Source organism: Proteiniphilum sp., from assembly GCF_034927365.1.
Lineage (GTDB): Bacteria > Bacteroidota > Bacteroidia > Bacteroidales > Dysgonomonadaceae > Proteiniphilum.
Genome location: NZ_JAYFQD010000001.1, coordinates 137,728 through 149,858, shown reverse-complemented (window position 1 = coordinate 149,858; position 12,131 = coordinate 137,728). Strand labels below are relative to the sequence as shown.

Sequence of the window (12,131 nt, the reverse complement as noted above, 5' to 3'; positions counted from 1 at the left end):
GACGTTGTTTGACTCCCATTCGGTCGTTAAATACTATATTGACTCCTAATGTTGTCTCTCGTCAAAGAACGGACGAGTCCGGGTGTGAAGAATTACATGACCCCCTAAGGGGTCATGGTCATTGTAGAAGTAGTGTAGAGGTATGTTGAATACAATTTCTGCATTGAGCACTTGTGAATTTGTTGCAAAGATAAGGGAATAATTGATAAAATGAAACAGGCATAGAGAAATAATAGTTATTTTTGTCTGTTGTAATCGGAAGCATCTTGGAAAATTTGTTATTTATTCGATCTATTTTAGATGCTGTCAGAAAAATAGTTATATGAAACAATCAATTCTTTTCGTCATTTTCGTCTTTATAACATTACATTTATTTTCACAGGAGAAAGCTTTTTTTGAAAATCCGGTTATTCATGGAGATATGGCCGATCCTTCCGTGATCAGGGTGGGGGATACCTACTATACGGTAGCCACATCGTCTGAGTGGGCTCCCATTTACCCGGTATTCACATCGAAAGATCTGATCAACTGGGAACAAAAGGGGCATATTTTCGAGGAGAAACCGGGATGGACATCCCAATCGTTCTGGGCACCTGAATTTTATTATCATAATGGCAGGATGTTCTGTTATTATACCGGCCGGCGAAAATCGGACAATATCTCTTATATCGGAGTGGCCTCTGCCGAAGGGACTTCTCTCCGTTTCCAGGATCATGGGCCTATTATAGAACTCGGTACTGAAGCTATCGATGCATTTATATTCGATGATAACGGTCAGTTATATATCTCCTGGAAGGCTTACGGTCTCGACCAACGCCCCATAGAACTGTTAGGCAGCCGGCTGTCGGATGACGGACTCCGGCTGGAAGGCGAACCCTTTTCATTGTTGAAAGATGATGAAGGGATTGGGATGGAAGGCCAACATCACTTCAAGCATGGAGATTACTATTATATTATCTATTCGGCAAAGAGTTGTTGTGGTCCTTCGAGTGATTATGACGTGCGGGTGGCACGTTCCAGAAGCTTTAAAGGGCCCTATGAAAAATATGATAAAAATCCCATTCTCTCCGGTGGAGGAGGAGATTATATCTCCGTGGGGCATGGCACCCTGGTGGATACCCCCGATGGACGGTATTTCTATTTGAGTCACGGTTACCAGTCGGGTGCTGCTTTTTTCATGGGACGTCAACCCGTGCTGCATGAACTGGTGATGACTGATGATGGTTGGGTTCGGTTCACCACCGGTAATAAGGCTGTGAACAGGCAGCCGGTGCCGTTTGAGGGCACCGTTCAGAAGAAACAGGGCGATTTCAGGGATGATTTTTCCGGCAAAATACTGAAGGTAGAGTGGACATGGAACTATCCTTTCTCAGATATAGATGTCTCACTGAAGAAACGGGAACTGGTATTGACCGGTAATCCCAAAGCCGATAATGACTATGGAACGGTACTTTGCCTACGTCCGCAGGCATCCCGGTATAGTTATCAGACCAAGGTCAGCAATGTGAATAAAAGTTTCAAGGGGCTAACGATGTATGGCGACGATAAGAATCTGGTTACCATAGGGATCAAGGATGACCGTATCGAGATGAAATCGGTGAGGGAGGGTACTGAATCCGTACTCTTCGAGACTGTCATGGCAAAAGGAAAGCCTCACTTTAAGATTGATGTGGAGGGAGGGTGCTTCCTTACCTTCTCTTATAGCAGGGATGGAAAATCGTGGACCACTGTGAATGAAACACCGTTGGATATGGCTTTCCTGGTCCGTTGGGACAGGGTCGCACGGCCCGGACTGATCCATATCGGAGAGTATGGCGCACCGGCCCGGTTCGATTCATTTGTAATGAAGAACGAAAGAAAATGATATTGTTTGTCATTTAACAACAAAAATAACAGAACCATTATTTATATTGATTATGAGTAATTCATTAACCGTTATCCGGACAATAATGTGCATGCTGATAGGGCTTCCCGTTTTGAGCCTTTTCTCATGCGAAGAGAAGCGACCTCAAAAAGAGTGTATTACTTTCGAAGAGATGAAAGACCCGACAAAAGATACCTTGTCCAACTGGTCAGCTGTACCTAAGGGTTTGCAATCGTCGTTTATCACCACCGACGAAAGAATGCCGAAATCTGCGGCACCCCGGGTGGCGGTGAATAAAAGTGTGACCGTTGCCGGTTGGAAAGGCGAGAAAGTATCGGCACAACTGCTTCTGTGGTCTGCCTCCGATATCAATCAAGTGGAATTGGAGTTCACTGATTTTGAGGGAGGAGAAGATGTATTACCCGCATCCGTAGGACAGGCACGGTTTGTCCGTTATGTGATGACCGACGAATTCGGACCCGGTTGCGGTTACCGTAAACCCCAGGATTTTGCAGCCTCTCTCTCGCCGGATATCCTGGATAACCTGGAGTGTTTTGATGTGGAAGCCAAAACGGTAAGGCCGGTATGGCTTACTTTCTCGATCCCTTCCGATGCAACAGCAGGGAGCTATAAAGCCAAACTGAAGTTATATGCCGGAGGGCGTTCGGTAGAGAGTTTTGAAATTGGACTGGATGTGGTCGACCAGGTACTGCCCGCACCATCGGAATGGCTCTACCATCTCGATTTGTGGCAGCATCCTACGGCAGTGGCAAGGGTGCATAACCTGGAGGTGTGGAGTGATGCCCACTTCGAAAAGATGAAACCGTTGATGAAGATGTTGGCCGATGGAGGTCAGAAGGTGATTACCGCCACCCTCAACAAAGATCCGTGGAGCAACCAATGTTATGATGCGTACGCCGATATGATCATCTGGACAAAGAAAAAAGACCAGAGCTGGAGTTTCGATTATACCATCTTCGACAAGTGGGTACAGTTTATGATGGACCTGGGGATTAATAAGATGATCAACTGCTATTCATTGCTTACCTGGAACAACCAGTTGCATTACAATGATGAGGCAAAGGGTGAGGTGGTCACCGTGGAGCTGAAAGCCCAATCAAAACAATATGTGGAGATGTGGAGTGTGTTCCTGAAGGATTTCACCAGGCATCTTGGAGAGAAGGGATGGCTTGAAAAGACCAATATCGCCATGGATGAGCGTGCACCGGCAGATATGAAGGCGGCACTGAAAGTATTGGAGAGTGCTGCACCTGCGTTGGGAGTCTCTCTGGCAGATAATCATAAAAGTTACCAGAACTACCCATGGATAAAGGATATTTGTGTGGGAGCCGGTAGCAAGGTGGCTAAGGAAGATATTCTCGCACGTAGGGCCAAAGGATTGATCACTACCTATTACGTATGCTGTGGAGATAAATTCCCCAATATGTTTACCTTCTCACCCCCTGCTGAATCGGTGTATGCTGCATGGTACGCCGTAGCTGCCGATTTCGATGGATTCCTGCGCTGGGCCTATAACTCATGGGTTGAGAACCCGTTGACCGATTCGCGTTTCAGGACCTGGCCTGCCGGAGATACCTATATGGTATATCCCGATGCACGTAGCTCTATCCGTTTCGAGAAGCTGGTGGAAGGTATTCAGGATGTGGAAAAGATACGTGTGTTGCGCAAGAAATACACCGAGGAAAATAGTCCCGAATCATCGGCTAAGTTAGCCCAACTGGAAAAGACAATAGAATCTTTCAATACGCTCAATCCGTCTGCCGACTGGCAGGGTAGATTGAATGAAGCCAGGAAGTTACTCAACTGAAAGATCAAATATATTGCTGTATCTGGTGGTAGAATTGGATATTTATGACTCAATGCATACCTTCCCGTTCTTTCATGGAGACTAATTTCCCCTTCTGGAAAACAAGTTCTATGCATGGTGTTTTATGCCATTCTTCAATACTGGTGACAGGATAAAACTTTGGTTTTGGAACACCTGCTTTTCTATAATAGTCTATATGTTCTTGTCTGCTATTAAAGTAAGGCCCCCGTCCTCTTTTAACCAGGAGTGTATCATTTACCCAAATGGCAGGCATTAAGCCATACTCTATTTCTTTTGAATTCTGTAGCGCGTATTTCTGGCCTAATTTCTTATCAAATTTTACCTGCGTCAGTTCTTCCATAATCCGGTATTGTTTATTATCCGGAAAAGCAGACTCAATGGCACCCTTATCGAAGAACGTTATATTGCCAAGATACAACGTGCTATCTATTAAAAACCAACTTACATAATAGGGAGTATTTAACCCTTGGCGGGAAGAACTGGGAGGTATAAAACTGGTTACATCTACATCAAGCTCCACGATAGAGAATTTGTAATATGAGTCATAAATGTCCCGGTAATTTTGAAAGACCTTTAAAGGGGATTTTTCCATTAAATATAATGAAGTCAGGGTTTCATTTAAATCGAGCATATCCGATGTTTCAGCTGACATCAAAAAGGTGGAACCAGCTATTCTGTTTGTTCCCGATTGATTTCCAGTTTCCTTTCCATTCTCACTTTTTTTACCGCTATTTTTGGCGTTTTGACCGCTTAGTGTAAAACAGAGGATAATCAACACTAAAGAAAACAACATTTTTATATTTTTCATCTGGTCAAAACTTAAAATATTACTAATAATTCCGCTATAATCTCCAGCCATAAAATTACTGAAATTTATTTCATAATCGACGAATTTGTCAAAGAATTTGAGGGCGAGATCAAGTTACAGCGCAAAGTCAGTGTACTTCTGGCAATCTAGATCAAACTCGCGTTAAACCCTAACTTTGCTCCGTTAGGATTAGTACCGGATCACCTGATTCTTTTGGATAAAGAACTATAGCTCCTTCTTGAATCCCGCATGCTCCAGCGGGGTGAAATCAATAAGGGAGTTGTTCATGTAAAGCGGGATGATATATTTTAACTTATTGTCATTTAGTCCTCATGTCTAATTTCGGAATAACCACCATATCGTCTGTTAGGATCCAAATCAGGATTTCTCGATAACACAACAAGAATTCCACAATCAACCGTTACAGTCATTTCACATGGAATATACATCTGACCATGCGGAATATGTAATGATTGACTTGTATTATTCGATTTTATCAAAAAATATCCATCATCTTCGCTTACTGTTAGTAAATTACCATTAGAATAATTAGAATTAGAGAAAATGAAAAGCCACGGAAGAGAATCTCCTTCTTCACCAAACACATAGCCTCGTATTTCTATTCCAGAGTCAGAAACTGTTGTATCCCCCTTCATTTTTATTTTCCTTTTTGCATTACCAATAGCGTCATTAAATGCTCTCATTGTAAGCCATTCTTCAGATTCAGAACTGGTAGGTTGAATATCTGATTGTGTCATATTAATTTCCATACAGCCGCCATTTTCAAAAGTTACATCATTATACCTAATATACATTCCATTTTTATATAGGAGTATAACATCATACTTTTCTATACCAAACTTTACTAAATTACGGTATTCATAGAGAGGTCGTTCCTCATCAAATAAACAAATTTCACATGTTTCCTTATTCAGAAACAACAGATTTCTGACACCTGATTGCTCTTTTTCGTATGGAAATCTAAAGGTTATTCTCTTATCAGTATAGATAACATAGAATTCTTTGGGGTGCCATTTGCTTGTATCACTATCAACAACATTCCAACCATGCACATATGCCCGATATCTTTCTATATCCGGTTTTATCAATCTCTCCGAGTTTTTTTCTTGGCTAATTACCAGTGTTGTAAGGCAAGCAAAGATTACAGTAAGAAGTACTGAGGAGTATCTATAAAAAAATAATCTTGTCAGTTTTTCCAGGCCCGTTTTTGTTAACTTTTTCATTGCTATAATGATTTAAATGGAATGTATATTAAAACTTTGCAATAGTAATAAAAAGAATTAAATACGCCAAGTTTCTAATAACTATTATCTTTCCATATCTTCCACATCATTATATTTTAGCCGTTAAGCCATGTTTACTGAGTTTTCCATAAAATATCCCTCAACTATTTGTTTTTAAATAGTTGAGGGATATTTTATTAGAGAAATTGCTTATTGAACAGCTTCCCGGGGAAAATTTTTATGGTACAGTGATCGTTCTTATTTCACTTCTCCTGCTTCCCATATTCTGTATTGCACTGAGAAGTTATCTTTTTTAGGGATGAATACCACTATCGGTAGGCGGCTGTTGTAATTCAATAGTTGGGTTGCACCGGTAACCACTTCAGTACGGCGGGTATCATCGGGGCAAGCCATTCGAGTAGAGCGTACACTTCCGTCCGATTCGAAGATCAGGTAAGAGTAACCCCATCCTTCCACATCTTTCTCAACGAATCGTCCACCCAATCCATGCTTATTGCAATCCACCTCGGTTGTTACACCGGGAATAATTTCCACTTTACGTTCTTTCTGCGAATTCTTTATCTCGGGAAGAATCAGCACGTAGCGGTCATATCCTTCCAGTGATTTAGGATATGCCTTTAGCGCTTCGGTAGCTTCCGTTTCAATGATGTTATTGAGTTCTTTTCCCATCTCATAGGCAGATGAAGGGGTCCAGACACGTCGCCTGATTTCTATTCCTTCAGAAGCAAATACCATCGAAGAGGCGGCATTGTCGGCATCGATAAATAGGGTTTGCCCTTGTACGAAATCCATTCGTTTGGTATTGTCAGGACAACCCATTAATGTGGATATGGCTTCACCTTTCGATTCATATACATTGTAGTAATTGCCGTCGCTCAGCTGTTTTTGTACAAATTCGCCAATGAGGGAGTGATTGTTACAATCTACCTCCATCATTTTTCCGGGGATGATTTCAATCTTTGCCGGAACGTCACTCGATCCCTTTTGCGCAGAGGTAACGGATAAAGCATAACCCCGATATCCGTCTAAAGTTTGTGAGGGTAATACATTACTCATCGATCCTGTTTTTTTGCTACCGCAAGCTGCGGAAAAGAGTGCGATTAATAATAAAACAGGTAGCTGTTTTGTTATAAAAGTAATCTTCATAATTATTTTTTGTTTTGGTTGATATTGTAAGTCGATGAACTCACAGTGCAAAACCCTCTTGGCAAGGAGATGCTTTAATTGTTCCATCGACTTTTGGTTTGCCATTAGAACAAATACAGGGATAAAAGGTTTAAAAGGCTGAAATTCTTCTAAGAAGGGGTCGTGTTTTAGGAGTATTACGAAAATAACCCCGAGAGGGAATCATATTCACATCCCGGGGTTGACTGGGTTTTCCAGTTGACAGAAATGACTTTTTGATATTCGGTTAATATAGTATGCTTATTTCTTTTTAAACACTACAGGAATTCCGTCGGGTGGAAGTAATGGCAAATCGACTTTCATCTGGCATTCCATTACCGATTCCGTCATTTGTTTGATTTCGAAAGAGAGTTTTGCCGACATGTCCGGAATAAGATCCCCTTCAATAGTAAAGGTTTCACCACTCAGACTCCAGGTCCCATCAATTCTTGTTACTGTCCCCATATCGTCAGGAAGTACCAGGTTCATTTTGGCAACTGCCTTTTTATCGGCTTTGAATTCGATCTCTGTCCCCACTAAGTCGTTATAATTGGGGTCGCCACTTCCCTGACTGGTCATTTCCCATGTAGAACCCGTAAGTAACTGTTCCTTTGAAGCCGGATCCTGGCTAACGGTGATTTCTTTCACAAGATTTTCAGCTTTGACCGTGATCTTGGTTTCGCGGGCGTTGAGCGTAGTATTGGGCTTCACTGTCACCTTAAAGCTGCCATTATTTGATCCTGATGCGGGAGTTACGGTACACCAGTTACTTCCGGATGAAACCGTCCAGTTAATGTTGGCTGTAACATTTACATCTTTATCTCCTCCTGTGGATTCCATCTCTATCTGGCCGGGAGATACCTGAAGCGCCGGTGTGGGCGATTCATCCTTACTACAAGCTGCCAGTATAACCAGCAGCGACGCTCTTAAAAATTTAAAAATTTGTTCGCTTGGAGCAAAATTAAGGATAGCTACGAATAAAAACAGTTTTCAGTGGTATAAAGACTTATACGGGGATAAATGAGACGAGTGGGTAAACGGTCAGGGGGTGAGAAGATCGCTAATTACCTTTACGTAGCCTCTTGAGATAGGAATGGGCGTGTCAATACCATCCAGTTCAATGATGTAGGAGCGCCCTTTTTTCTTGATGGCTGTCACATTGACAATGTTGACAATAAAAGATCGGTGGCATCTTACACAATTATGCACATTCAGGTCATTTTCGATGTTTTTCAACGAGTTCCGCACTACTTCACGGCTGATACGCTGGGTTTTCCTGAAAAAGACAATCACATAATTGTCGGCAGATTCAAAATAGATCAGATCTTCAGGACGCAGCGATAAACGCAACTGTCCGTTTCCATCTTTGATATTGATACGTTCTGCTTGTATGGTTTGTTTTGGGGTTTCCTGCTGAAACAGGGAGGTCTCTTTGTTGTAATAATTGTCCCATAAAGCCATCAGGCTTATTCCGAGTATATACCATAGGATAGCCAGTGGAATGGCGATGTCTAATGTCTGTTTAAATTCGATCCAGAAACTGTTTGCAGGTATGGAATACAATAAACTTAACGGGATACTTATCAGGATTATATCGATGCAAAATCCAATAAGTAGATGATATACCTTGATTGAATTATTGCGGAATAAAAAATATTGCAGGAGTTGAGAGATATAGATAAGAATACCGATGATGACTCCTAATCCAGGTAGTTGCAATACTTTAAAGGGAGAGGTATAGACAATCCATTCGGTGATATTAAACGGAATAAACAGGAGCAGGAAGAGGAGGCTGAATACAAACATGCCGCTTGCGAACACCATACGCTGCTTGAGTGTTGCAAACAACCTGAAAGGTTGACAAATCAGCTTTGCTATACTCCGAAGTGCTTTCACCTGATTATTTTTATTTTTCTTTTCTCACAAAAATAAGCATTTCTTTTGAAAGGCAAAATAAAAATAGTAAAGTATATAAATCAAAGAAAGGGGAGTAAATATATCTTGACTGTATCACTATGAAATATCTCTGATAATGAGCGAGATCAATAATTAATAACCAGCTTTCTAACTTCTCCCGTTGGCTCAATATCCATATATCCGGCAGGAGTTCCTTCAAATGGATGGAAAGTAAAGTCAGAAACCGGATTAAGTTTGATTTTCTCTTTCACTTTTGCCAGGTCGGGAATAAAAATACGGGTTGGTATATTCAGATCATCCCCTTCTTCCCACTCACATTCGAAATAGTTTTCATTGAACTGGTTCCTGTAATGAATCAACCGACCGTTTACCCGCATCGGGTAGTGGCGGGAAAGGGTGTGGAAATAATCCTGTGTGTCGATATGGTTCCAGTAAGTCCAGTAGGTTTGTCCTGCCTGTGCCTGTTCGAAGATGCCCGTAAGATGTTCGGCTGGTTGACGGTAATTTCTTCCCATATAGAATGCGCCCCATTCGCCCACAATTACCGGTATCTGTTTTTCTTTTCCTGCTTCGACGATTTGTTCAAAGATGTGTTCTACACGTTGGTATCCGGGTGAGTCGGCAGCGTCGGTATCGGTGACAAGGTCATAGCCATGCGGGGCGTAAGCGACCAGTGAATCAGGGTTACCCTGTTTATCGGTCGGAACAAGAAAGCTGCTCTTTACACCCAGATTGGAAAAATAGGAATGCTCGAGGAAGATGATATGACGTTTGTTCACCTCGCGGATGGTATCGCGCACTCTCTGGTAAAATTGGCTCAAAACTTTTTGTTCAAATGATTTAACTTCTTCATAGGCGCTCTCGGTGATCCGGCGGTAGTGTTCCTTGTTGTCGAATGTTTTGAGTGTTTCGGTTCTCGACTCCTCATCACCCCACATATCCAGCATGTCGTTCAGCTCAACTGTTTGCCCGCTTTGTTCTGCCACAATCTCACCATATGTACCCAACAATTTCTCGAGGATACCAATACTCTCAGCCCCGGTAAAGGGTTCGTTCATGATATCGAACCCTGCCACGGCCGGTGAGTTGGCATAGCGTTTGGCCAGCGTCTTCCAGACAAAAATATAGTGATCCTGAATGCCTATGCCGTCGGGTGCCGGCTTGTTTTTCCAGAAGTTATCAAACACCCGGTGGATGGCGGGACTTACCAGATAAGCATCGCTCCATACATCACCACTATCGTGTGGAAGACCGTCATCTATCGTAGCCCAATCCGGAGCACCATTTCCGTATTTACCGCCATAGAGATCCTGATGCATATCGAGGATCAACCATATCCCGTTCTCTTCGGCCAATCTGACCCGTTTGTCGATCTCTTTCAGGTAAGATTCGTTTATTTTTCCCGGTTCCGGTTCTATACCGCGCCACGACATGCCAAAGCGAACACAGTTGAATCCCCAGTTGCGAAATTGTCGAAATATCTCATCATCATTCTCATTTTTAAAATATTGTTTAGGATCTTTGGTGACATAATTGATGCCGTTTAATATGACGGTACGCCCTTGGCTGTCCACAAAACGTTCTTTGTCGATGGAAAGATATTCCTTCAGAGAACTGTTTTGTCTGCAGCCAATAAAACTGGTTAGTATGGCAAGTAAGACGATGAATTTGAATGATGAATGCATATCTGTTTGTCTGAAATTTTTTGCGATTCTTTTGATTTTCCCGATCCTTATTCCGTGTTAACTACTCCTTGTCCCACCATATCCGTGTGGATACCGCATCAGCTCCCTGTCGCTCTACTGCTTCTTTCACATTTCCGGGATTCACGCTGTACTCCTCGGTAGGGTAGGTGAAACGGCGGGGGATGCTACCTTTATTGGGGCTGCCGCTGAAAGAAACCGGAAAAAGTACCGGATATCCTGTACGTCTCCAGTTGGCATAACTCTCATAGCCATTCAGGAAAGTGGCTACCCAAAATTCATTACCCAATACATTGAGTTTTGACTCAAGAGTAGGTGCTTTCCCAAAGAGATCCTGCATCAGGTAAGCCTCTATATCTGTTTCTTCTATAATTCCTTCTGTTCCATAATAGGCCTGTTGTTCCATTGATGAACGTACGGCTTTTTGGTAACTCTCTCCTGCATCTCCGCTGATCCATCCTTTCAGGATTGCTTCCGCTTTAAGTAGTTCTACTTCGGCGTAAGTCATGTGAATAGTCGGTGCGTCGAGTTGAAGAAGAGTTGCCGGATTGAGTGTTGAATAGTCGGCGAGTGATCTGTAATCCGGTTCACCCTCGTAAATGCTCAGGATGTCATAACCGTTGGGTAATCCTTTCTGTTCCATCGGATTGTTATTGCCGTTTGGAAGAGCACAATATACTCTGATACGGGGATCATTTGTCTGCAGCAAATGATTCATGAATGTTCTGCTGATCTTTACTGCCCCGCTGTTGACCAATCCGTGGCTTTTGAATACGGATCCCACCGGATTTTCGGTCGATGGTTTAGCCGATGAATGTTGTACCATGCAGATATCTCCGGTTTTTTGCATCACACCGTTCCGGATCGCTTTTGTAACTACAGAACGGGCAAAATCCGGATCCGCTTTCTCCATTCTCATACCCAGACGTAGCAATAATGAATTGCCGAACTGCTTCCATTTGTCGATATCACCCTGGTAAATAATATCTCCCGGTACTATAGGCGCATTCTGGTGATCCAGGATAGAAATCCCTTTCTCAATGTCGGAAACCAGACCAGCATAGATATCTTTTTGTGCATCATACCCGGGATAAAAATTCTGTGTGACAAACCCATTTCCCGCTTCGGAATAGGGAATATCCCCATAGAGATCGGTGATACGGTGGAAGAGGTAGGATTTCCAGATCAATGCGACCGCATAGCTGTTTGCCAGCGATTCATCGTCTTTTGTCTTGTTAATCAGTTCCTGTATATGTTTGATGCTCGAAGAGAAGATTTCCGTGAAGAATACCCCCAGCATCTCCGTTTCAAGATATTTATCCCCCGCCATTTCATCGCGCTCCAGTGAAGCGGTCTGCTGGACCATCATCATACAGTAACCTATCTGTGCTCTTTTGGCAAGTCCTTCGTTGCTGGTGTAAAACTGACTGTAAGTAAGCAGCGGTCCCGGTTCAATCGTACTGCTGTTATTGGGATTGATGTTCTTCTCTTCGAAGTCGCAAGAGACGAAAAACAGGGCTGATAATGCAATGAAAAAAGTTATATATAGTTTCATATGTTT

At 42.6% G+C, this 12,131-nt stretch carries 9 protein-coding genes; 2 read left to right on the top strand and 7 right to left on the bottom strand.

Annotated elements, in window-relative coordinates; genetic code table 11:
* The first annotated feature begins 322 nt into the window (after positions 1-322).
* Both VB073_RS00545 and VB073_RS00540 read left to right on the top strand, forming a co-directional pair.
* Positions 323-1,864, top strand: a complete 1,542-nt coding sequence (locus VB073_RS00545; RefSeq protein WP_323402179.1) for a family 43 glycosylhydrolase — start codon at positions 323-325, stop codon at positions 1,862-1,864.
* Between the two features lie 52 nt (positions 1,865-1,916).
* Positions 1,917-3,692, top strand: a complete 1,776-nt coding sequence (locus VB073_RS00540; RefSeq protein WP_323402178.1) for a DUF4091 domain-containing protein — start codon at positions 1,917-1,919, stop codon at positions 3,690-3,692.
* Between the two features lie 49 nt (positions 3,693-3,741).
* On the opposite strand, the gene VB073_RS00535 is transcribed toward VB073_RS00540, so the two are convergent.
* From VB073_RS00535 to VB073_RS00505, 7 genes are all read right to left on the bottom strand, one after another.
* The gene (locus tag VB073_RS00535) at positions 3,742-4,572 is read right to left on the bottom strand and encodes a hypothetical protein (RefSeq protein ID WP_323402177.1); all 831 of its coding nucleotides are present in this window, start codon (positions 4,570-4,572) and stop codon (positions 3,742-3,744) included.
* Between the two features lie 272 nt (positions 4,573-4,844).
* A complete protein-coding gene (locus VB073_RS00530) occupies positions 4,845-5,765 on the bottom strand; it encodes a hypothetical protein (protein ID WP_323402176.1) in 921 nt (306 codons plus the stop codon).
* 258 nt (positions 5,766-6,023) lie between these two features.
* Positions 6,024-6,932 carry an ecotin family protein gene (locus VB073_RS00525; protein ID WP_323402175.1) on the bottom strand — a complete coding sequence of 303 codons (909 nt, stop codon included), beginning with the start codon at positions 6,930-6,932 and terminating at the stop codon, positions 6,024-6,026.
* A 279-nt stretch (positions 6,933-7,211) separates the two neighbouring features.
* Positions 7,212-7,856 carry a BACON domain-containing protein gene (locus VB073_RS00520; protein WP_323402202.1) on the bottom strand — a complete coding sequence of 215 codons (645 nt, stop codon included), beginning with the start codon at positions 7,854-7,856 and terminating at the stop codon, positions 7,212-7,214.
* Between the two features lie 135 nt (positions 7,857-7,991).
* Positions 7,992-8,846 (bottom strand): LytTR family DNA-binding domain-containing protein, encoded by an 855-nt coding sequence (locus VB073_RS00515; RefSeq protein ID WP_323402174.1) that lies wholly within the window; start codon positions 8,844-8,846, stop codon positions 7,992-7,994.
* 146 nt (positions 8,847-8,992) lie between these two features.
* Entirely contained in the window at positions 8,993-10,552 is a 1,560-nt protein-coding gene (locus VB073_RS00510; RefSeq protein ID WP_323402173.1) for a glycoside hydrolase family 5 protein, read from the bottom strand.
* A gap of 61 nt (positions 10,553-10,613) precedes the next feature.
* Entirely contained in the window at positions 10,614-12,125 is a 1,512-nt protein-coding gene (locus tag VB073_RS00505) for a SusD/RagB family nutrient-binding outer membrane lipoprotein (RefSeq protein WP_323402172.1), read from the bottom strand.
* Positions 12,126-12,131 lie beyond the last annotated feature (6 nt).